The organism is Clostridium sp. SHJSY1 (assembly GCF_031626875.1).
Lineage (GTDB): Bacteria > Bacillota > Clostridia > Clostridiales > Clostridiaceae > Clostridium.
On sequence record NZ_JANDMF010000003.1, the window covers coordinates 217,268 to 239,480 of the forward strand.

25 protein-coding genes and 1 other annotated feature are annotated in these 22,213 nt (G+C 27.3%); of the genes, 9 read left to right on the forward strand and 16 right to left on the reverse strand.

From position 1 onward, the window contains the following. Positions 1-108: 108 nt before the first annotated feature. Entirely contained in the window at positions 109-690 is a 582-nt protein-coding gene (locus NNC19_RS03360; protein ID WP_310937193.1) for a sugar O-acetyltransferase, read from the reverse strand. 140 nt (positions 691-830) lie between these two features. Continuing rightward, on the reverse strand, positions 831-1,910 hold the full coding sequence (locus NNC19_RS03365) for a UvrB/UvrC motif-containing protein (protein ID WP_310937194.1): 1,080 nt from the start codon (positions 1,908-1,910) through the stop codon (positions 831-833). 170 nt (positions 1,911-2,080) lie between these two features. On the opposite strand from NNC19_RS03365, the gene NNC19_RS03370 reads away from it, so the two are divergent. Continuing rightward, positions 2,081-2,614 (forward strand): nitroreductase family protein, encoded by a 534-nt coding sequence (locus tag NNC19_RS03370; RefSeq protein ID WP_310937195.1) that lies wholly within the window; start codon positions 2,081-2,083, stop codon positions 2,612-2,614. Between the two features lie 157 nt (positions 2,615-2,771). Here NNC19_RS03370 and NNC19_RS03375 read toward each other — a convergent pair whose 3' ends face one another. Together NNC19_RS03375 and NNC19_RS03380 are read right to left on the reverse strand one after the other, a co-directional pair. Further along, positions 2,772-3,548, reverse strand: coding sequence for a methyltransferase domain-containing protein (locus NNC19_RS03375; protein WP_310937222.1), 777 nt, complete (start codon positions 3,546-3,548; stop codon positions 2,772-2,774). A gap of 113 nt (positions 3,549-3,661) precedes the next feature. Beyond that, complete coding sequence (locus tag NNC19_RS03380) at positions 3,662-3,919, reverse strand: hypothetical protein (protein ID WP_310937196.1); 258 nt, start codon at positions 3,917-3,919, stop codon at positions 3,662-3,664. Positions 3,920-4,046: 127 nt separating this feature from the next. Between NNC19_RS03380 and NNC19_RS03385 the strand changes: the two genes are divergently transcribed. Further along, positions 4,047-4,745, forward strand: a complete 699-nt coding sequence (locus NNC19_RS03385; protein ID WP_310937197.1) for an amino acid racemase — start codon at positions 4,047-4,049, stop codon at positions 4,743-4,745. 74 nt (positions 4,746-4,819) lie between these two features. Here NNC19_RS03385 and NNC19_RS03390 read toward each other — a convergent pair whose 3' ends face one another. Next, positions 4,820-5,338, reverse strand: a complete 519-nt coding sequence (locus tag NNC19_RS03390; RefSeq protein ID WP_310937198.1) for a GNAT family N-acetyltransferase — start codon at positions 5,336-5,338, stop codon at positions 4,820-4,822. A gap of 185 nt (positions 5,339-5,523) precedes the next feature. Beyond that, complete coding sequence (locus NNC19_RS03395) at positions 5,524-5,814, reverse strand: hypothetical protein (RefSeq protein WP_310937199.1); 291 nt, start codon at positions 5,812-5,814, stop codon at positions 5,524-5,526. Between the two features lie 202 nt (positions 5,815-6,016). Between NNC19_RS03395 and NNC19_RS03400 the strand changes: the two genes are divergently transcribed. Beyond that, positions 6,017-7,276 carry a DUF4317 domain-containing protein gene (locus tag NNC19_RS03400; protein ID WP_310937200.1) on the forward strand — a complete coding sequence of 420 codons (1,260 nt, stop codon included), beginning with the start codon at positions 6,017-6,019 and terminating at the stop codon, positions 7,274-7,276. Between the two features lie 69 nt (positions 7,277-7,345). Here NNC19_RS03400 and NNC19_RS03405 read toward each other — a convergent pair whose 3' ends face one another. After that, positions 7,346-7,954: a hypothetical protein gene (locus NNC19_RS03405; protein WP_310937201.1), complete on the reverse strand. Its 609-nt coding sequence runs from the start codon at positions 7,952-7,954 to the stop codon at positions 7,346-7,348. A 263-nt stretch (positions 7,955-8,217) separates the two neighbouring features. Here NNC19_RS03405 and mraY point away from each other — a divergent pair, with 263 nt between their 5' ends. Then, positions 8,218-9,171, forward strand: a complete 954-nt coding sequence (gene mraY, locus NNC19_RS03410) for a phospho-N-acetylmuramoyl-pentapeptide-transferase (protein WP_310937202.1) — start codon at positions 8,218-8,220, stop codon at positions 9,169-9,171. Between the two features lie 67 nt (positions 9,172-9,238). On the opposite strand, the gene NNC19_RS03415 is transcribed toward mraY, so the two are convergent. Beyond that, positions 9,239-9,562: a PTS sugar transporter subunit IIB gene (locus NNC19_RS03415; protein ID WP_310937203.1), complete on the reverse strand. Its 324-nt coding sequence runs from the start codon at positions 9,560-9,562 to the stop codon at positions 9,239-9,241. Between the two features lie 28 nt (positions 9,563-9,590). Beyond that, the gene (locus NNC19_RS03420) at positions 9,591-11,558 is read right to left on the reverse strand and encodes a class I tRNA ligase family protein (protein ID WP_310937204.1); all 1,968 of its coding nucleotides are present in this window, start codon (positions 11,556-11,558) and stop codon (positions 9,591-9,593) included. Between the two features lie 62 nt (positions 11,559-11,620). Further along, positions 11,621-11,900, reverse strand: a binding site (T-box leader). 262 nt (positions 11,901-12,162) lie between these two features. On the opposite strand from NNC19_RS03420, the gene NNC19_RS03425 reads away from it, so the two are divergent. Continuing rightward, entirely contained in the window at positions 12,163-13,437 is a 1,275-nt protein-coding gene (locus NNC19_RS03425) for an MFS transporter (protein WP_310937205.1), read from the forward strand. A gap of 123 nt (positions 13,438-13,560) precedes the next feature. Here the strand turns inward: NNC19_RS03425 and NNC19_RS03430 are convergent, their stop codons facing one another. Next, positions 13,561-14,079, reverse strand: a complete 519-nt coding sequence (locus tag NNC19_RS03430; protein WP_310937206.1) for a GNAT family N-acetyltransferase — start codon at positions 14,077-14,079, stop codon at positions 13,561-13,563. A gap of 162 nt (positions 14,080-14,241) precedes the next feature. Between NNC19_RS03430 and NNC19_RS03435 the strand changes: the two genes are divergently transcribed. Beyond that, a complete protein-coding gene (locus NNC19_RS03435; protein WP_310937207.1) occupies positions 14,242-14,724 on the forward strand; it encodes a MarR family transcriptional regulator in 483 nt (160 codons plus the stop codon). 43 nt (positions 14,725-14,767) lie between these two features. Here NNC19_RS03435 and NNC19_RS03440 read toward each other — a convergent pair whose 3' ends face one another. The 6 genes from NNC19_RS03440 to NNC19_RS03465 form a co-directional block, all read right to left on the reverse strand. Beyond that, positions 14,768-16,045, reverse strand: coding sequence for a hypothetical protein (locus NNC19_RS03440; RefSeq protein ID WP_310937208.1), 1,278 nt, complete (start codon positions 16,043-16,045; stop codon positions 14,768-14,770). A 25-nt stretch (positions 16,046-16,070) separates the two neighbouring features. Further along, entirely contained in the window at positions 16,071-17,327 is a 1,257-nt protein-coding gene (locus tag NNC19_RS03445) for an ATP-binding protein (protein ID WP_310937209.1), read from the reverse strand. Next, entirely contained in the window at positions 17,320-18,000 is a 681-nt protein-coding gene (locus NNC19_RS03450) for a response regulator transcription factor (protein WP_310937210.1), read from the reverse strand. Before NNC19_RS03450 ends, NNC19_RS03445 begins: the two co-directional genes overlap by 8 nt. After that, positions 17,993-18,547: a ubiquitin gene (locus NNC19_RS03455; RefSeq protein ID WP_310937211.1), complete on the reverse strand. Its 555-nt coding sequence runs from the start codon at positions 18,545-18,547 to the stop codon at positions 17,993-17,995. Before NNC19_RS03455 ends, NNC19_RS03450 begins: the two co-directional genes overlap by 8 nt. Before the next feature lie 42 nt (positions 18,548-18,589). After that, positions 18,590-19,165, reverse strand: a complete 576-nt coding sequence (locus NNC19_RS03460; protein WP_310937212.1) for a hypothetical protein — start codon at positions 19,163-19,165, stop codon at positions 18,590-18,592. A gap of 161 nt (positions 19,166-19,326) precedes the next feature. Further along, a complete protein-coding gene (locus NNC19_RS03465) occupies positions 19,327-19,860 on the reverse strand; it encodes a DUF4342 domain-containing protein (protein WP_310937213.1) in 534 nt (177 codons plus the stop codon). Between the two features lie 200 nt (positions 19,861-20,060). On the opposite strand from NNC19_RS03465, the gene NNC19_RS03470 reads away from it, so the two are divergent. The 3 genes from NNC19_RS03470 (at position 20,061) to NNC19_RS03480 (ending at position 22,110) form a co-directional block, all read left to right on the forward strand. Continuing rightward, positions 20,061-21,134: a substrate-binding domain-containing protein gene (locus NNC19_RS03470; RefSeq protein WP_310937214.1), complete on the forward strand. Its 1,074-nt coding sequence runs from the start codon at positions 20,061-20,063 to the stop codon at positions 21,132-21,134. 215 nt (positions 21,135-21,349) lie between these two features. Next, positions 21,350-21,805, forward strand: a complete 456-nt coding sequence (locus NNC19_RS03475) for a ribonuclease domain-containing protein (protein ID WP_310937215.1) — start codon at positions 21,350-21,352, stop codon at positions 21,803-21,805. Positions 21,806-21,834: 29 nt separating this feature from the next. Further along, entirely contained in the window at positions 21,835-22,110 is a 276-nt protein-coding gene (locus tag NNC19_RS03480; protein WP_310937216.1) for a barstar family protein, read from the forward strand. Positions 22,111-22,213: the final 103 nt, after the last annotated feature.

The following is a 22,213-nucleotide window of genomic DNA, read 5'->3' on the forward strand; positions in this document are numbered from 1 at the left end:
ATTTTATTTTTATAAAAGGGACTATATTGGATTTATTGTTGCAAATTAGTTTATTTTTAATATAACTTAAATCACTTTATTTCCTCACTCTTGTAATCTATTTCTAATTTAATTATTTTCCCTTATAACTTTGCATGGATTTCCATAAGCAACCTTATTGTCAGGAATTGATTTTGTCACAACGCTACCTGCACCAATTGTAACATTATTTCCAATAATTACACCTGGCAAAATGATGCTGCCTCCTCCAATCCAAACATTATCACCTATAGTAACTGGTGCTGTTAATGATTTACAAAATGAAAATGAACCATTTTCATTAAAGTTAAATCTTTCTGTTGCATTTGTTGGGTGAAAAACAGTATAAATTTGTACATTTGGTGCAATAAGAGCATTATTTCCAATTGTAATTTTATTGCAATCTAAAAAAGTACAATTCATATTAATTTCACAATTATTTCCTATATAAATATTATTACCATAATCAACATAGAACGGAGCTGTAATCCATAATTTTTCTCCTCTTGAACCTAAAAGATCATTTAATATTTCATCTTGTTTTTCTTTTTCTTCATAATCTAATTGGTTATAAGTTCTTATTAATTTTTTTGCTTTATACCATTGTTTTAATAGTTCTTCATCTCCACAATCATATAATTCTCCAGCTAACATTTTTTCTCTTTCTGTCATTGTAACCCCTCACTTTACTTATTTATAATACAACTTCATTATACCAAATTATATATTAATTTTCATATTTTCCTAATAGTTACTTTTAGTGAGATATAAAAAAATCAATGCCTCTTAATTTGAAACATTGACTTATTATATTAATTAATATTAGTATTTACAAACTTATCAATTACATTTAAATCTTCTACATTCTCTAACCATGAATCCTTTATAGCTATATATTTACAAGCTGTATTTTTACTTTTTAAATAATTGTATATTATGTTGACTTCATCTATTTCATCTTTACCAATATTTGTTTCTCTTTTTGATACCTCAGTAAAGTTAGTCACTATTTCACTTTTTAATATATATTTTATTTCACTCTTAGTAAAATTGCTAAGTTTATAAATCTTACTGAAGATTACTTTATTATATCTTATCAAGAAAACTTTTATTTCTTCATCATTTAGGTGTTCCATTAAAACTATATTTTTATTTGATTCTATAAAATTAGTAATTTCTGCATAATTTATAAAGTGCCTGACTAATTTTATATAATCTCTATATTTAGCTGCTAGTTCAAAATCAAAATTTATAGCAGCTTTATTCATTTCATCTTCTATTTCTTTTATTATATCAACATCCTTACCACTAAGAAGATTTATGATTTTTTCAATTAAATAAAAGTAATACTCTTTAGTTGGATTAGTTGTACACATACCAATACATAATTTTTTTTGATACATTAGGCACCCAGAAGCATTTTTAGCACTATTTGCACACAAAATTTTAAGATGATCCTTTATTGCATTAAGACCTTTTTCTACAGTATTTTTATTAGTATATGGACCAAAATAAAGATTCTTATCAGAGCTATCTAGCTGATTACAAATTTCAATGTTTGGATATCTTTCATTAATCTTTATTTTTATATAACAATAACTTTTGGGACTTTTCATTAACCTATTATATATTGGTTTAATTTCTTTTATACACTTACATTCAAGTAGCAATGCTTCAAATTCTGTATCTGTTAATGTGTGATCAAAATCTTTAAGGTTTCTAACTAATTTTTGTACCTTTGTGGAGTGTGACTTTGAGTTTGCAAAATACGATCCAACTCTACTTTTTAGATTTTTAGATTTTCCTACATAAATAATAGTACCTAAAGAATCCTTCATAAAGTATACTCCTGGTGAAGAAGGAAGTTTTTTTATTTTTTCCTTTAAGTCCAAATTTGTCCCTCCCAAATGTCGAATTTTGATTATATTCTAGCATAGAAATGTGTTGAATTACAGAATTAATTTACTATGAGTATGTTATAATGACCAATATATGCTTATATTGACATAAGTAATAAACACATAATATGTATTATGATATTTTAAAATAGGAGAATAGATAGATGATTAAAGAAATTGAAATGCGTAGAAGTATAAGAAAGTATACTAACAAACTAGTTGAAGATGAAAAAATAACTGAAATATTAGAAAGTGGAAGGTTATCTCCATCAGGAAATAACACTCAACCATGGAATTATATTGTTGTGAAATCTGAAAATATGAAACAAAAAATAATGGAATCTTCTCATAATCAAAAATGGATGATGACAGCTCCTGTTTTTATTGTAAGTATAGCAGATATAAAATGCAGAATAAAAGAAGACATATCAATTGATGATAATAGTCCACAAGATGATGTAAAACGAATAATTCGAGATACATCAATTTCAACAGGCTATATGCTTCTGCAAGCAAATAATTTAGGCTTAGGTGTTTGCTGGGTTGCTGAATTTACTCAAGAAGAAATTAGACCAGTATTGAATATACCATCTGATAAATATGTAGTTGGAGTTATAACATTGGGGTACCCTGCTGAAACTCCTAAATCTCGTCCAAGAAAAAAACTTGAAGATATAGTCCATTATGAATCTTGGTAATATCAAAACATAAATTAATATAGGTGGACAACTCCACCTATATATTGTTTATTATATATATAATTGTTTCGTTTTCATCTAAAGCTACTTCTATTTTGAACCATTCTTCTGCTTCATAATTATCAATAACCAATGGAACAATTAATTTAAAAGCCTATTATTCTTTTCTTAAAATATCTAATGTATGTGCACTAGCACCAAGCAAATCTGGTCTTTCACATGTAGTTAAATGATATTTTATAAATAATTTAAATGAATCTTCATCCATAGCATTTAAAATAGGTCTCATATAATTAGCTGGACCATCTGCTGCAATTATTTTAATTCTTTTTATGCCTGTTGCTTCATCTATTTTATCTATATCTTCAAGCCTTACATAGTCATATAAATCTTCTGGCTCTGATATAACATGAAAATCTTCAGTAAGTTTTCCATTATCAATACTTGCACGAATATTATTTTCTTTAAATCCATATGTTAATACACTGTACTCATTCATACAATAAGCTACTAATATAATCCCACCTACTTTTGTTACCCTTTTCGCTTCTTGAAGAGCTTTTACCTTATCTTCAAATTTATACAAATGATACATTGGTCCAAAAACCAAAGTCATATCAAAAGTATTTTCTGAAAATCTTGATAAATCTAAAGCTGTTCCTTGCATTGCTTTTACTGAACTCTTTTTTGACTTTAAAACACCAAGATTGTGTTTTACAAGTTCAATTGCAGTTACATCATATCCTTCATTTGCTAACTGTACTGAATATCTACCTGTACCAGCTCCAACATCAAGGATCTTTGCATTTGGTTTATCTTCTAGAAAATCGTGAATATACTTCATAGAAGTTATGTATTCAACTTGTCCATGCCTTCTTGTTAATCTTTTATCTTCACAAAATTTGTTGTAATACTTTTCTAATTCTATAGTCATATCTTTATGTTCCTTATCTATTATCATATTTGCATTTATAGCTTAACATCATTTTATATCTCAAAAAATATTATACTATAAATTTAATCTTAAATGAATATTCTAAAATGCTCTTAATTTTTACTTCTTTTGTATATAAGATTATATAAATATCTTCTTACCACAACACCCATAAGAAAAGGTGTTACTGAATTTTGAAGAGTTATTTTAAAACCAACAGTTGAAAATATTGCTGTTTCTGCTCCAAAAACAAAGAAAAATATTGCAAGTAATACTATATCCCTATCATAATTTTTAGCTGATTTATCCATAACTAATTTACCAAATATAAAACCAATAATCATGAATATTAATGCTATTCCATATTCCATTTATTCTCTCCCTTTCAAATAATATTTTAGTTATTATACTGTTTTTATGTTTATTAATTCAACATATGTTAAAATTTTATTATGCATATATAATATCATATATTAAAATAATTGGGGGAAAAGAGAAATGAAAACAATTGGACTAATTGGTGGAATGAGCTGGGAAAGCACTGTCACCTATTATCAAGTTTTGAACAAGGTTATAAAAGAGCAACTTGGAGGATTACATTCAGCAAAATGTTTATTATATAGTGTTGATTTTCATGAAATTGAAATATGTCAATCAAGTGGGAATTGGGAAAAAAGTGCACAAATTTTATCAGAAGCAGCACAAAGCTTAGAAAAAGCAGGTGCAGAATTTATAGTTATATGCACTAATACTATGCATAAAGTAGTAGACACAATTAAAGAAAACATTAATATTCCAATACTGCATATTGCAAAAGCAACTGCACAAGAATTAAAGAAAAAAGGTATTAAAAAGATTGGACTAATGGGAACAAAATATACAATGGAGCAAGATTTTTATAAATCTAAATTAATTGAAAATGGAATTGAAGTACTAATACCTAATATAGAAGACATAAACCTTATAAATTCAATTATTTATGATGAATTATGTTTAGGGATTATATCTGAACACTCCAAACAAATTTATCTAAATATTATAGATAAATTAGACAAGCAAGGTGCTGAAGGAGTTATATTAGGTTGCACAGAAATTGGATTACTAATAAAGCAAAAAGACACAAAAACACCATTGTTTGATACTACATTAATCCATGGAGAACAAGCTGCTTTGCAGTCTATTGAAGATGAATTATAAAAATTTAAAAGTACGATTTTATTTAAAAAATAGGTAATCCATTTTTGAATTACCTATCTTTTGATTGTCCCTAACTAAGATACTGATTTAATAAGTTCCCAGTAAATTAGTTCATCATCTCTATTAACCTCTTTAAATCCTGCTTTTTTTAATATTGTAGCAGACGGTTTATTATCAATCAAACATTCAGCCTTAATAATATTAACACTCTCTTGATCATTCAACCAATTCATAATAGAATTTAAAGCTTCCACTCCAAATCCTTTTCCTCTTTCATGTTCAACTAATCCAAATCCAACTTCTACTTGTCCATTTTTATCAGGCCTTCCATGAAAACCTATATCTCCAATTACTTTTTTATTAACTGTATCTACAATCATCCAAGTTTCAAATCCAGTTGGAGTTTTACTTTCTTCTAATGAGTTTCTTATAATAGGCAAAATATCCATTGTATCTTCTGTAGGCCATTTTTTATCACATTTAATTCCAAGCTCCTCAATCTCTTTACTACTTCCCGCTATTAATGATTTTGTTATTTCTAATGTAATAGGTATTAATGTTAATCTATTTGTGTGCAAATTTTTAAAATTCATTTATTTTCCACCTTTCAATTCAAAAAAATCAGCTCTTGAAAATATAGGCAGATTAATACTTTCAAATTTAATTTAAGTAATAAGCCACCTTACTTTCGTTTATAATACTTTTCATAAAACCAACTCCTTTATAACTTGTTATAAAAATACAAAAACAAATATACATTTTCTTTAATAAAAAATAATTAAAATCTATTTGTTTTTATTGACATTTTATTTGACATTATAATTCCTATACCTGCTAAAAATCCATTTACTATGCTTGATATAGTGTACGATATATCAATTATCCAAATAACTAGCATTATTATAAATACACAAGAAAAACAAAATAGAGCTTTCCATTTGTCTTGAATTGGAAGCTTTTTACTTATCCTATTTGTTACATCATATTTCCTATCCATTTTTAAATAAATAAATTCTCCTAATCCTAATGGTATTATAAATACTAACAACTTATACAATAAATCACTCATATTCCTTCTATCACTCTCCTATTATACATATTACCATAAAGACATATTGTAATCTAATTTTTGTTATTACTTTATTCCTCTAATACTATTGAAAAAATTTTATAATAATTAAACACTTTAATAATTTAGAAAAAAATACTATACTTAATAATGTTAATATATAAATTAATGCTTATAAAAACATGATGAGGAGTTTATATATATGAGAAAAAAAGATATTCTAGAATTAAAAAAACGATTAAAAAAAGACCATTGTACCTTCACAAAAATGTGTGGATGTTATGTTAATGGAGAAAAAAATGTTCTCTTAAAATTTAGAGAAACTTTTCTAAATCTAGAGGAAGATGAATATTTTAAATATTTAGAAATAGCTAAGAAAGTTATGTCAGGAACTATTGGAAATAATATTTTAAAACTTAACTTCCCACTAAATGAAGATTTTCTTAATGAAAAGCAATCTTTTCTTATGAAACTTAAAAAAAGTGGATTAAAGGATGATGAATTACTTGATGAATTTTATAATTCTGTTATAGAAAGCTATGATTATACTGGTAATTTTCTAATAATTATATTCCATGATGCTTATGATATAATTACTAAAACTACTGATAATGGAAAACTAGACGAATCTGAAGAGGTATATGAATATATATTATGTGCAATATGCCCTGTTACACTTGCAAGTCCAGGACTTAGTTACTTTGATGAAGAGAATAGAATAAAGGCTAGAGTTCGTGATTGGGGGGTGGGAGCTCCAGCAAATGGATTTATATTCCCTGCTTTTGTTGATCGTAGCACAGATGTTAACTCTGTTATGTATTACACAAAAAATCCTAAGGATACACATCCTGAAATGATGGAATATGTATTAGGTTGTAATGAAAAACAAACTGCTGCAATACAAAAAGAATCATTCCAGTTAATTGTTAAGGATCATTTTATGGAGAATGAAGAAAAGGCAGAAGAGATTTTTATGGACATCCAAGAAAATCTTAATACTATGATAGATGAACATAATTCTATATATGATGATACAGATGCTGAACCTATAACATTAACAAAGGAAGTTGTTCAAAATCTATTAATAGAAAGTGGTATTCCTGAAGAAATCACTACTAAGATTGAACAGTCCTATGAAGAAAGTTTTGGTGATGATATTCCTTTGGCTGAAAATCTATTGGATACTAGAGCACTTAAAAATAATGAGCAACGCCAAAAAGAAGTGACACTTAAAAAGCAAGTTGAAAAACTTCAAAATAAATTAGAAGAAGTTACACAACAAGTTGCTGTAGATTCAGATGAGGAAGATATTACTTCTTTATATGATGTTATACTTCAAGTTAAACCTGAAAAAATACCTCAAATAAAATCTCAAATAATTGATGGACAAAAGTGCATAGTTATTCCTATTAATGAAGATGAACAAACTACAGTTAATGGATTAGATGATTTAATAAAATAAAAAAGTAGAGATTTATTTCTCTACTTTTTTTATAGCTCTAATTAGTGGATTTTATTATTTCTAATTTATCTATTTTGCTCTATTAAGTTGAAAAAAAGTTCCACCACCATAGAGTATCAATGTGTTATTATCCTTTATAAAAAATGTACATGATGAAGATCCTTTATCATCCACTACTTCAATCTCTGTTATATTTTTGCTATTTATAGCTAAAGCTCTTACAGATGCACGAAAATTCGTTTCAAATTCATTTGGAGTAACATTTGACTTTTTGTAATTTGGATTTTTCACAATATTATTTAGATAACTTACATCATCTCCAAAAGAACTTGATTTCTCTTTCGAAAAGCTTAGTTTTTTTCCTACTAATTTTTTTATATCTTTTTGGCTATAAGTTCCTCCTTTAGAATATCCTATAGCTTTTTCTATAACCCAATTTCCATAAAATGATTCTTCATTTTTTAATGTTGAAGTAGCATTCTGGGTACGGCTACTCTCATTGGATTTTATAACAGCATTATTGTTTTCTGATGTATTATCAATATTAGAGCTTAATTGTTCATCACTTTCTTGTGAAGTTGTATCATTTGAAAGTGGCTGTTTGTTTTCTTTATTACTACAACCCACTATAAAACTACTCATAATAGCTAGAGTAGTTAATAATATTTTTTTATTCATAAATCCTCCTTTAAAAATGAATTGTCCAAATTTAATCAGGCTAAAGTTTAAGTTTAATTATTATACCATATATTGTTAAAAAGACACAAATAGTAAGAAGAGTTGAATTATATTCAATTCAAATTATATAATTTTCAATAAAATTTTATATTAATACATAACTATAGATTTATCTAAATAAATATTTTAGTATAACAATTAGTTATGAAATGTAAATATTTCATTTAATTAAATTTAATCTAAAACTGGTGAAAGAGGTTTTTATGGATATTATCATTTATACAGTATTACTAAGTTTTTTAACATCTTTATTGATTGGTTGGATTGCTATTCCACTTTTAAAAAAATTAAAATTAGGCCAAAATATTAGAAAGGATGGCCCACAAACTCATCTTAAAAAGGCTGGCACACCTACATTTGGAGGCATTATATTTATTTTATCAACTACAATTGTAGTTTTAATTTATTCAAAGCAAATTAATAAGGAAACTCTATTTGCATTATGTGCTTTTATAGCTTTTGGATTTATAGGTTTTTTAGATGACTTTTTAAAGAAATTACATAAAGATAATGAAGGGTTAACTCCCCTTCAGAAAATGATATTATTAATATTTGTCTCAAGTATTTTTGCCTTTTATTCATATAATGATCCTTCAATTGGCTCATTAATTGTAATTCCATTTACCTCAATAGTCCTGAACCTAAAGATTCTTTATATACCATTTATTATATTTTATTATGTTGCTACAACCAATGCAGTAAATTTGACTGATGGATTAGATGGTCTTGCAACAACAGTCACTTTGCTTGTAATGACATTTTTTACTATGACAAGTTTTATGATGGGACATATTTCCTTATCTATCTTTTGTGGATGCTTATCTGGAGCTTTACTAGGCTTCATAAGATATAATTCTTATCCTGCGAAGATTTTTATGGGTGATACTGGTTCATTAGCTCTTGGGGGGGCTGTGGCAACAGTGGCAATCATACTTAGAAATCCAATTATTGTTGCAATTGTTGGAGGCATCTATGTTATAGAAACTCTGTCTGCATTGATTCAAATAGTGTCATATAAATTATTTAGAAAACGTGTTTTTAAGATGGCTCCAGTTCATCATTCATTTGAATTGTATGGCTGGCATGAAACTAAGATAGTTACAGTATTTGCAATTGTAACTACAATTTTATGTCTTATTGCATTTTTGTCATTTTAATTTTGTAATATAATACTTGTTTATATAAAAAGAGAGTTACATTTTTTAGGTAACTCTCTAATTGATTTTATATAATATTTTCATTAATATTTAAAATACTTAAAGCCTGCTTGAGTATTGCCTCTCCATTCATTCTTCCATAATCTATAGGATTCATAGCTGCTATAGGTATCCCTTTTTCATTACAAACTTCCTCTAGTCTTTTCAATTGATATCTTACTTGTGGTGCCAATAAAAACACATCTGTTTTATCAAAATACCTATCCATCACAGAATACCCAACAGCTTTTACTGTACACTCTACTCCCATCTTTTCAATAGCTGCCCTAACCTTTGTTTCTAATAAACTTGATGACATGCCCCCAGCACACATTAAAGTTATTCTTTTCATTCAACCATCTCCCCTTTTTTGATTTTCCCTAATATTGGTATTCCATTTTCTTAAAGAAATCTACCTTGGGTTCTAAAAATTTAAATTTATGTGATTCTACATCTTCAAAATAAGAATCAATAGGCTCAAATATCTTATCCCAATTCCATAATTCATCATCAATATTTAGGTAATCCCTAAACATTTCACAACCATCTGGTGCTATGGGATGAATTAATATTGCTATAACTTTACAAGCATAAAAACAATCTGCTAGAACTTTTCTTTTTAATTCTTCTATTTTAATATTCTTAGCCCAATGCTTATTTATCTCCCTTATATAATCATCAAGTACATATGCTATCCTATGAAAATCTTGATTATACATGTGCTTTTCATATTCTAACACTGTTTTTTTAGTTAATTCTTTAATTTTTTCACTGGTTTCTTCTTTTGGAATCTCTTCATTTAAACTTTGTAAAGTGTAAAAACATGAACGAATAAGTCTATTAAATACATTTGTTAATAGATTACCTTCTTTTAATACTGAATCTGCTCCTACCTTTTCTTCTTCTTTCATATAAACTTGTGGCTTAAATCCAACACTTTTTGAAGATAATCCTAAGCTCATAAAATGCATTCTTAATTGATCTTTTGTATAATAATTTAACAATTCATCTGCCATTGGAGGCTTAACATCAGAGCTACTACTTGCTTTTTTATCCATGAACAAAATGTGTTTGTTTGGTACAATGTGAGGCAACTTAACCTTAGTAATATCAACTTCTTCTCCTTTAGTTATCTTTAAACCAATTAAAATTGCCATTTCAGCTATGGAATAGAAATAAATATTATCTTCACCTATAAATTGATATACAATAGAATTCTCATCTTCCCACCAATTACGCCATTCTTCAGGATTCACTCCTATTGAGTCTAAGTATGCTTTTATAAAAGAAATTGGTGCCCATAAAGATTCAGGCCACACCCAAAAAGTTAGATTTTTTAACTCATCTTTATCTGGTACTTTTACACCCCAAGTAATATTTCCTGATAGTCTAAATGGAACTAAGGTTTTACCACTGGTGTAGTTAATATTTAAACTGTCTAATATTTTTTTAGCTTTATCTCTATCTTCTAGTTCTTCAAAAATGAAGGCAACTGAAGACTTTTTCTCTTCATCTATAGTTTCATGTTTTGGAAATTTAGCTTCTAATTCATTAATATCATTAATATATTTTCTTGGAACATGGATTAAAGGTTTCTTTAAGAATTCATCTATAGCTTTAATTTCATATTTTCTTCTATTTGTGTTATTCTTCAAGAAATCATTAAGTTCCTTCATAATATCCATGGAATCTTCCAATATAAAATACCAATTATCTACACTTTTTAATATAGGTTTCTTTCCTGATAGAGTACTGATAGGATTAATTAATTCTGATGACATATATTGATGTCCTAAAGAACATTCTTCTGCATATGCTTTATCAGAATTACAACCAGCTATTGGACACTTTCCAGTTACTTGTCTTCCATTAAGAAAGGTTTTCTTGTCTTCATCATAAAATTGCAATGCTGACATCTTTTTTATATAACCATTTTTAAATAAAGTATTAAATATGTCCTCTGATGTTTGATCATGAAATTCTCCTGTTTTTCCAAGGGCTGAGGCTCCAAAAATATTTAAACTAATATCATAATTCTCAAGGGTTTTCTTTTGATTTAAATGATTTATTTTAACATACTCCTCCATTGTATTTTTATATCCATCTTCCTTTAATTTTCTGTAGCTTTCGAGGATAGGTGAACCATAGCAATCTGTTCCTGATACAAAAATAACATTTTCTTTTCCAATTCTATCTCTTAAAAATCTTGCAAATATATCTGCATGAATAAACATTCCTCCAACATGCCCAAAATGAAGATTTTTATTTCCATAAGGCATACCAGCTGTTATTACAGCTTTCTTTGGAAACACTGGTCTTTCATCTTTTCCTAATCTCTTATTTAACATAACACACTCTCCTTTATAACTATTTTTTGCAATAAAAAAGCCCCTGTAGAAAATTTAATTTCTACAGGGACGAAAATTCTATTTCGTGATTGCCACCCTTATTTTCTAAAATGTCACCATTTTAGACTCTTCAAGTACACCATCTTCCTTTTAATTTTAGGTTGAATCATACTCTAGTTCTGTAACGCGAACAAACGTCATAGCATCACTTATAATTTTAGTTATCATAAGATCCGTATGAAGCTCCAAGACTTGTTTCATTATGACTTCATAATTTCCTTTCACCAAATGGAAACTCTCTGTGTACTAATTCATAACTACTCTTCTTTTCATAGCTTTTATTTTTATCATTATATACCCCATTATATTTAGTGTCAATTATTTTTAATAATAATTCAATAATTAATTTTTTTGAACCTATTTCTGCAGGAGTTTTAATAATAGTCCAAATGAAAAATATAACAATAGCTATTATTAATCAAAAAAACAATACATATTTACCATTTTTTATAACTTGATGATATAATTATAGTATGTTTTTAACTTCATCAAGAAGGTATTTAGATTACATATTTGAAAATATTTATTTCTTAGGAGAGAAAAAATGAGATTAAACTATAAACATACACTTTATGCATGCTTCATAGGCTATATTACTCAGGCTATTGTAGGAAATCTTCCTACTCTTTTATTTACTATTTTTCAAAATCAGTTTAACATTTCACTTGAAAGAATAACTCTTCTACTAACAATGGGATTTTGTATTCAAATTGTTGTAGATATTTTAGCATCAAAATTTGTTGATATCTTTGGATATCGTATTTCTCTTACACTAGCAAATTTATGTTGTATAGGTGGACTACTTAGTATTGGTTTTCTTCCTTTTTATATTGATCCATTTATAGGTCTATCAATTGGAATTGTCTTAAATTCTATTGGTGGAGGCTTTATTGAAGTAATGGTTAGTCCTATTGTAGAAGCTCTACCCGGTGATGAAAAAACAAGCGCTATGAGCATATTACATTCTTTTTATTGTTGGGGTTATATGGGAGTCGTTCTGTTATCTACATTATTTTTTACTATAATTGGGATAACTTATTGGAAATACCTACTTATACTTTGGGCAATTGTACCTATTTTTAATACATTCTTCTTTATAAATGTTCCTATTAAAGCACTTGTAGAAAAAAGTGAACAAATTCCAATAAAAAAGCTGCTTTCATTAAAAGTTTTTTGGCTTTTATTTGTATTAATGATTTGCTCAGGAGCAGCTGAACAAGCTATGTCTAAATGGTCATCTTTATTTTCTGAGCTTGGACTTGGGGTTTCCAAAACACTAGGAGATTTACTTGGACCATGTGCATTTGCATTTTTCATGGGATTAACACGTTTATTTTATAGCAAAAAAGGTCATAACATAGACTTAAAAAAATTAATTTTTTATTCTAGTATTTTATGCATCTTTAGTTATTTATTAGTATCACTTTCTCCAATTCCTATAATATCTCTGTTTGGTTGTGCTCTTACTGGCTTATCTATTGGTGTCTTATGGCCTGTAACATTAAGCTTATCAGCTAAAACTTATCCATCAGGGGGCAATACAATGTTTGGACTATTAGCTTTAGGTGGAGATATTGGATGTGCTGCTGGTCCAAGTATTGTTGGATTTGTCTCTAATGCACTTATTAGTTCTAATAAGTTGCATATTCAAAGATTTTTTACAGGTGAAAATATTACTCAGGTTGCCCTTAAAGCTGGATTATTTATTGCTATTATCTTTCCTGTACTTATACTATTCAATATTTATTTCTTAAAAAATACTGATACTAAAGATCACATAGATCAAGATAAGATAAAAGCTGAAAATTTGTTACAATAATTTTTTGAGATTATCAATATTAGCTTATGCTATTGTATATAAAAATTTCTTATACCATGCTTAACTAGTATCTGATATAAAGTTCCATCGTTCTTTTTTTCATTCTTTAGATTTATCTTGAATTTATATATCTTTTTTCATTATAAAATCTATTTGCTCATCATCACCCATAAAAAATGAATGTTGTCCAATTTTATAGAAACCATTTCTTTTATAAAACTGAAGAGCTTTATGATTTTCTTCCCATACACCAAGCCATATGTAAGATTTCTTTAATTCTTTTGCTATTTCAATTGCTTTATTTAGAAGAATACTCCCTAACCCTTTACTATGGAATTCTTTAAGTACATAAATTCTTTCTATTTCAAGAGCCTGTGAATCATTTATTTCTGTTTGAGCTTCTGTATCATTGATTTTTATATATCCAGCCAATTCTTCATTTTCATAAAGAAAATAAAATTGTGAATTTGAATTTGATAACTCTTCACTTATTTTATTTATATCAAAAGCTTTTTCTAAGTAATCATTCATATCCTCTGGTGTATTTACATCTTTAAATGTTTCATTAAATGTATTGTATGATACTTCACGAAGACTATAAAGATCATCATTAATAGTACATTTTTTTATAGATAATTTCATTAGTAATCCCTCTCTCTTAATTTAAATAATATCTTAATGTAATTTAACAATATAATAATCCTTAAGTTTTAAATATTGCATATGCAATAATATATCATGTAATTGTTGCATATGCAATATTTTTATGATATAAATTAATTATAAAGAATAAAGGAGTCACCAATGAAAGAAATATTAAGAGAAATAGGTAATATATATCGTTGTTTAGATTCACTTAGTAATGTTGAGTTTAAACAATTTAATTTAGCAAAAGGTCAATACTCATATTTAGTTAGAATTTGTGAAAATCCAGGAATTATTCAGGAACGTGTTGCTGAAATGTTGAAGGTTGACCGTGCAACAGCTTCTAGAGCTATTCAAAAACTTGAACAATCTGAATTTATAATAAAAAAAGGTAATCCTGATAATAAGAAAGTACTTCTTTTATTTCCTACAGAAAAAGGGGAAAGATTATATAAAATCTTACATGAAGAAGAGATGTTTTCTAATAAAGTTGCACTTGAAAACCTATCTGATGAAGAGCAAAAAAACTTGGCAACATTACTTAAAAAAATTAGAACTAACCTTGAACCAGATTGGATTATGGTGAAAAAAGGTGGACAACGTGAATACTTGAATAAATTTAATGAATTGAATTTTAAATGATGAAGGTACACTTTTTAGTATACCTTCAAAGAAAATTGTTATTTTATGTTTGTTGATATGCAGTTCCTGTTATCTTACATTCCTTACACAAGAATCCATAATATATTCCTTCTCCATATTCCATAACATCTTCCATAGATACTTGTCCTATAAATATCATATCTTCTCCACACTTTGGGCATTTTGGATATTCAGCATCTTGAATCCAAGTTGGAAGTCCACCAATTTTACTTTTATATCCTTCAACAAATTGGCTTATTCCATAATTCTTGTTTTTTATTTCATCTTCTATGCATATACTTTTATCATAATCATAATCTTCTAAGTCTATATCTTTAGGTAAATACTCTGGAGTAATATTATAGCTACTCCATCTAGACCTTCCATAAAAATCTACATCCATATATACATTCCCATAACATGCACAATTATCACAAGTTACTAAATTTAATGTCTTTCCTTCTATCTCCAAAAATTTCATCTTCTCATCATTTAAATCTACTTTTAGAAGTGAATTCAAGTTTCTTCCACACCATTTACATTTGCCATTATGCTTTTCTATAAAACTAACAGAATCTTCTTTCTTATGTTGGCCAACTTTTACTCCATAACACTCTTTAAAAAACAGATCTCTTTTATTTCCATTAGAATCTAATTTCCATCCTGCTTCATAAGAATATTCATGTGCTGGTACATATAATACTTTACTAAAATTAGGTTCTTGTTTTTTCCAATTATTAAATATTTCAACTACTTTATCATCACCAATCCATGCTAGCGCCATTAAAATGTGATTAATATCTGTTTTGTTTTCTTCTAATTCAAGTTGATTAAGTATCAAATCTCTTACTTCTTTTGATGCACCTTTAAATAACTCTTGCGGATAATAACACTCATCTCTCACTAAGACTTTTAAGCATTCATCTATATTGGCATCTCTTAAACATAGTAGATTTAGTAATATATTCTCCCATGTATCATTACCACTATCATATAATTCCATTGAATACTCTTTTAACTCTTCTATATTTTCATCTGATATAAGATTATACATTTCTTCAAGAGTCTTCTCATATGGAATATATCTTATTAATGGATTATATTTTTTATCAGAATGCATAATTTTTATTATCTCAATTGGTTCTATTATACCTTCATATAAATTTACATCTTTTCTATTTTTCCGAATATACTCTTCTCTCTCTCTAGCTTCTATTTTTCTATAGCAAGGATAGCAATAACCACCTGTCTTTTTAGCTGTTATCTCTAGAATTTTAGCATTACATCCTTCTGTTTTACATGGAACCTTCTCACTCTCCATAACTTTCCTCCTTATGCTTTATAAACTACATATAATCTTGTGGCAAATAAATAGTTATCCTAGTACCAATGCCTTTTCTACTTAATACAGAAAAATATCCTTTATGTCCATCTACAATCCATTTGGCTATAGAAAGTCCAAGTCCAGTACCACCGTTTTTTCTTACTCTTGCTGTATCTGCTCTAAAGAACCTTTCAAATATATGTGGTATATCACATTCATCCATTCCTATACCATTATCCTGAACTGAAAAGTATGGGTTTCCTTTTTCATTCATACCTGCTTTTAGTATTATAGATTCATTTTCCTCTGTGTATTTTGCTGCATTTTCAATAAGTATTCTGGCTGCTTGCTTAAGTAAAGCTATATCTCCATAGACTTTTACTTCATGTGAAATCTTGTATTCATATTTATGCCTATTATCTATCATCTTAGACTCTTCTAAGACTTCATACATCATTTCATTTAGTAAGAATTCTTTGGAATTAATCTGAGTTTTCCCATTAGTTCCTCTTGCTAAAAACAGTAATTGTTCTACTAAGTTTTTCATATTTTCTGATTCACTTTTTATGGCTGTAATAGATTCATTTAGTACATTTTCATCTTCTTTTCCCCAACGATCTAGCATATTAGCATAACCTTGTATCACTGAAATAGGAGTTCTAAGCTCATGGGATGCATCTGAAACAAACCTAGCTTGCTGCCTATAGGAATCTCTCATTCTTTCTAAAAGATTGTTTATTGCCTCTTCCAATCCATGAAGTTCACTGTCCCCAGTATAAATTTTTTCATCTGAAATTGCAGGACTAATTTTAGAGATGGCATCTTCAAGATTTTGAAATTTCTCTTCATCAAATGTCATATCACTAAGCCTACTTGCAGTTTTAGCTATTTCATCAAGTGGTTTTAAAGTTTTTCTTATTTTAATTGTTCCAAAGATAATTTCTTTAAATACTGATAATCCCTCTATAATACCTAGTGCTATTATGATTTTTTGAACCATATATAAAAAGCTACTTGCCTCTTTAACCATAGTTTGCCCATTATCCCAAACTACTGTATAGGTAGCACCTTCTATAGGGAAAAAGTTAAAATTTCTTTGAGCCTCCATTATAAATTGACCATAAAAGTTAACTTCTCCATCAATACACCAATATGCAATTAGAAAGAATAATAAAAATATATCAAGCCAAAAAAATTTAAAAAATAACTTACTTACAAAAGTAGCATTAAGTCTTATTGCAATAGATGTAACTTTTTTAGTTTGATTCTTCTTACTCATCTTTTATAACATATCCTACTCCACGAACAGTGGATATTATCTTTGTATTAAAGAAATCATCTATTTTTGTCCTTAAGTATCTTATATATACATCTATTACATTAGTTTCTCCAATATAGTCATATCCACATACCTTTTCCATTAATATATCTCTACTTAGTACTATATTTTTATTTTCCAATAAGATTTTTAACAGAGTAAATTCCCTATTTGTTAGAGTTATTTTTGTTTCATTGTATATTACTTCATGTCTTTTTTTATCTAATGTCAATAACCCACAACTCAATATATCTGTATCTATTTTTTTTGTAACAGTTCTCTTTTTTAATGCTGTTCTTATTCTTGCTAATAATTCTTCTATTGCAAATGGTTTTGTTATATAATCATCAGCTCCTGCATCAAGTCCTGACACCTTATCCATAACGGCATCCCTTGCAGTAAGCATTATAACAGGTAAATCTGAGGATTTCCTAAGTCTACGAAGCACTTCCAATCCATTTATCTCTGGAATCATTATATCAAGAAGCATTAAGTCTGCTTCTCCAGACTCTGCTATTTCAAGACCTAACCTTCCATTATCTGCTTTTAATATTTCATAACCTTCATGTAATAACTCTAGTTCTAAAAACCTCAAAATTTTCTCTTCATCTTCAACAATTAAAATTTTAACCATTACCATTCCCCTTTTTAAACATCTCTTTTACCTTTTTTATATTCACTGATAACAGCTTAAGACCTTTGTTAATATTATTTAATTCTCTCCATTTTCCTGATAGAGCAAACTCTATATCAAAGAAAAGACTAACTATAAACAATGGAATAACTATATAAAATCCAAATATCAATAATAGTATAATCACTGTTATTGGAAGTCTAAGCACTGTTATACTTTCCCTTTTTACTTCAAATAAAATATTATTTCCTGTATCTATTATCTTACATACTGTTTCAAAAATTCCTTCAGAAGTATTACCCTTTTTTTCGTTATTATACTTATTCTTTTTCTCTTCATAATTGATTGTTTCACTCTTTTTATGACTTTCCTTATTTTCATTAGTGTAGAAGGTACTTATAGAAGGTTTTTTAATTTTCCCTATTTGTTCTAGATAAACAAATGCATCTAGAATATCCCAATTTGCTTGTTCTAAAGCATATTTTGCTTCTTCAAAACTTATATTGGCCTCATTTTTTAGTTTATCTACAAGCTTATAATTTTCCATAAGTCTTCCTCCTGCCTATTATGAAAATTACACCACTTTAATCTACTGCTTTAATGATGTTAATATTTTCTTATATTCTTCTTCATTGTTTGAATCATTAACTAGCATAAAGCCATAAACATAAACATCATTTTTAGTAAATCCCCATGAACATTTATTTTTTGCCCAAGAATAATAATCACTTATTGGCTTTCCATCCTCAGCTGTATCTGTAAAAATCATTTCATTCTCCTCATTATCTTTTTGAGGTGTAGACTGTTTTACTTGAGTCACAGTAAGTAGTTCAAGTTTATCAGGATTATACCATACATGTTCTATTGTAGGTTCAGTACTTTTGCTATTCATATATACTCCATACTCTTTAAACCCTTCAGGTATATTTTTAAAATTAATATAATTTGCTCCTATTTTATTTTGAGCTTCTTCTGAAGTGACTTTTACCATATCATGTGATGTAATGTCCTCTTCAATATCTGCAACCATTTCATCTTTCTTATTTGTTTGAACTTGTTCTACTTCCTTATTTTGATTTTGGGATTCTGTATTACTACAACCACTTATCATATTTACCCCCAACACCAAACAGCATGTAATCATTATTAATTTCTTTTTAATCATTTGTTCTCCTCCATAATCATTCATTAAAGCATTTAATTAATATGTTAGTTTTCATTATTATTTTAATTATATAACAAAACTAGTATATTCATCTATATGCTTATTAAAAAGAGGCTTTGAATTAATTATCAAAACCTCTTTTTTATATATATAAACTAGTTTTAGTCATTGTATCCTTTTTTAAAATCATCTTTAATGTTATCTGCTGATTTTGAAGCTTTACCCAAAATATCATTAACTTTATCTGTATTAATATTAGAACCAGTTATAGAATACTTATATCCACAGAATAATCCAACTATTAATAGTATTGAAACAGCCCAAAAGGCAATTATAAATAGAAGCACTGATATTGTTAATGTTATTCTTATTGGCTTTTCATTTTCTTTTGATATTTCAAAATGATGGTTGTTCCCTTTTTTTATAACTTTCCCTATAAACTTAAATATTCTACCAATAACAGTTCCAACCCCACCACATTTATTTTTATCACTTTCTTTTTTATTCTCTTCTTTACTTGTTTGTCCTACTTCTACAATAGTAGTAGTTTGATTATTCTCAATCTTACCTTTTCTTTCTAAGTAAATTATAGAATCTAAAAGATCCCAATCATTTTTTTTCAATGTTTCCTCTGCTTCCTCATGACTTATTTTTGCTTTCTCCATTAAAACTTTAATCATTTCATTTCTTTCCATTTATATCATCCTCCAAAATTTTTTCTTAACTTATCTTGGTTATATAATACTTTGAGAAAATTAATCTAAAATATAAGAAAGATTAAAATCAGATTAAAATTTAATAATCATACCTTAAGACATAAATTTAGCTTAGAATAAATTTTATATTTATACACAATCTAATATTAAGAACATTTATATGAATTGGAGGATTATTAATGAAAATATTACGAAAAATAATAGTATTAATTCAAGTTATACTTATTATTTTTGCATTAACAAGTACTAATCAAATTAATACATTTGCTAGTTCAAAAATAAATGTTAATAATAGAAAAATAGCAAATATTGCAGTATTATTACATAGTTTTGAAGATCTCTACCTATTGGAAGTTAAACAAAGTTTAGAGGATATCCAAAAGGAAAATTCAGATAAAGTTAAGTTTACTTTTTATGATGGAAAAAATAATATAGTTATTCAGAACGCAACAATAAATTCTCTTCTTAAAAGTAATGTTGATTTATTTATATTAGATTTAGTTGATGTACGTGAATCAATTATAAAAGATGTCATTTCTGATATTCAACCCAAAAATGTTCCAATAATGTTTATGGAAGTTCCTCCTGACGTAGTATCAAAGGTTTCTAAATATTATGATAAAGATGTTTTTTTATATTCAACATCAAGTGGCGAAGGCAATTTACAAGGTAAAATTCTTGTTGATGCATGGAATTCTAATAAAAACACCATAGATCGAAATCATGATGACATTCTACAGTATATTTTGTTAAAGGGTGAACCTACTAGTCCATATACTATTGAAAGATCAAAAGATGCTCTCTTAGCACTAAACAATGCTGGAATAAAAACAGAAGAACTTGCACAAGTAAATGCTAATTGGTTTAAAGAATTAGCAAAAGATGCTATTAATAACTTATTTCTTGGATATGATGGCAAAATAGAAGCCATAATTGCAAATAATGATGCTATGGCTATAGGTGCTATTGAATCACTCCAGAAATATGGATATAATACAGGGGATAAAAATAAAACTATAGCAGTTGTTGGAATTGATGGACTAAAAGAAGCAAAAGATTTAATTGATAAAGGCTATATGACTGGTACTCTTATTCAAGATACAAGAATGGTCTCTGAGGCCTTTTATAATATTGCAATGAATTTAATCAACAATAAAAATCCTATAAATAATACAAATTATACATTGAAAGAAGGATCAATTGTAATTCCAGAGTCATATACAGAATATACAAACAAGGCTAACACTCCATAAATATTGTTATGTAAGTTATAATTTAAAGTTTTTAAGTAAATTCTATAAAAAACTTTATTAAAGTATCTTATATTAAAATTTTCTTAAGAATGATAGATTTTATTTAACTAGGTGTTAAATTTAACCAAAACTATTGTAATATTCCATTATATTCTATATATTAGTGTTGTAAATGTACATTTTATTAAACTATTTTAAGGGAGGATGTTTTAGAAATGAAAAAACTTATTAAAAAATTGAATTTATTTTTACTTATCACTATTCTATTCACTTCACTATTTACTGCAACTTATGATAAAGTAGCTAATGCTTACTCACAAAATATAGAAAGTACTTTAACTTCAGTAGCAATTAATGATTTTCAAGGGGTAGCAGATTATATTCACAAATACGGTAAGTTGCCAAGCAATTTCATAACAAAAGCTAAAGCTCAAAGCCTAGGTTGGAGACCTGGAGAAGATTTATGGGATTATGCATATGGCATGAGCATTGGTGGTGATATTTTTACAAATTCTGAAAAGATTCTACCAACAGCAAAAAAAAGAGTTTGGCATGAATGTGATATTAATTACAATGGTGGGCATAGAGGTGCAGATAGAATTGTTTACTCAAATGATGGATTAATATATGGTACAACTAATCATTATCAAACATTTACACAATATTATTAATATAAATTTATAAAGTATTAGGAGAAAAAATGAATAAAATTATACTAGATGGCACCAAATATACAAATAAAAGTGAATTACATGCAGCTCTAAAAGAAAAATTTAAACTTCCTGATTACTATGGAAAAAATTTAGATGCTTTATGGGACTGTCTTACTGGTGATATTTCATTACCAATTAATATTGAATGGATAAACTTCGATTATAGCAAGGAATTTCTTGGAGATTATGCAGTTGAAACATTAAATATACTATTTAAAGCTTCATTAATCCATAAGCATAATTTTAAAATAACTGTTTATTAATTTATAAAAAAATATAATTTTCATTGAGGGGCTGTCGCACTAAATAATTAGTGTGCAGCTCATTTTTGTGCAAAAAAATAAATCCCAGATTCTACGAATCTGA